The 813-nt window shown below is 52.4% G+C and carries 1 protein-coding gene; it reads right to left on the bottom strand.

Going from position 1 to position 813, the window contains the following annotated elements:
• Positions 1–813: conjugal transfer pilus assembly protein TraU (gene traU / locus AB4503_RS25470; RefSeq protein WP_372115918.1), on the bottom strand; the 813-nt coding region annotated here is incomplete at both ends.

The following is an 813-nucleotide window of genomic DNA, read 5'->3' on the forward strand; positions in this document are numbered from 1 at the left end:
TGTGGTTGTCGTGGTGTACGGGTGACACCAGGCGGCATCGGGAATAGGCCCCGACATTTGATACCGATAACGAGATTTTGGCAAAATAGGATCGGGATATTGATAACAAATCGCGCCATCTTCGCCGCGCGTCTCCCAGATGATTCCTTGCCGGTGCAGTTTGTAGTTCAGCTTTTCCATCAAGAGTGTCGCCGCCTGGATGGGCGTGTCTCGATAGTTGGTGGTGCCGGTGAGCGGATAGGCACTGCCCTGTGAGCCTAAACACCAAAATAAAGCATCAATAGGTAAGGCAGCGTTAGTGGAGGTCAACAGGGCTTCGGGCACGCAAGCAAGCTGCGCAACCAAGTTACCAAACAGTAACGCTTCGGGATTGAGAATGAGGGATAACTCATCGTCGTCCCAAAGTGGGTCAATTTCCGTCATGTAGGCCACATCAAAAACGTCCGTGGCCATGCAGGCGGTGGATTGCATCAGTTGCAGCCAATAAATAACGGGGTACTTATACCAATGGGCGTGATAAAAGCCTCCGTCACTGCTGTCACTCTCACGGGCGGTCACGCGCCCACCGATACGCTGAGTGTTAGCGCCGGACATTTGCACGCCCATGTTCACCATACAGTAAGGGACGCGCGTGATATCGGTTAAGGCATAAGGCTCCCAATAGCCAATGTTGATGCCTATTTGCACAAAGATAGGCGGCGGTTTAGGGCAATAAGAGATAGGCAGTGTGGGATTGGGCGTATCGGGGTACTTAGAGGGCATGACGGTGGCTGAGCCTATCGTCATCGGAAACAAGCAATCCCAACAAATATC

The sequence above is a fragment of the Vibrio sp. 10N.222.55.B11 genome, from assembly GCF_041473705.1.
GTDB classification, from domain to species: Bacteria; Pseudomonadota; Gammaproteobacteria; order Enterobacterales; family Vibrionaceae; genus Vibrio; species Vibrio crassostreae_C.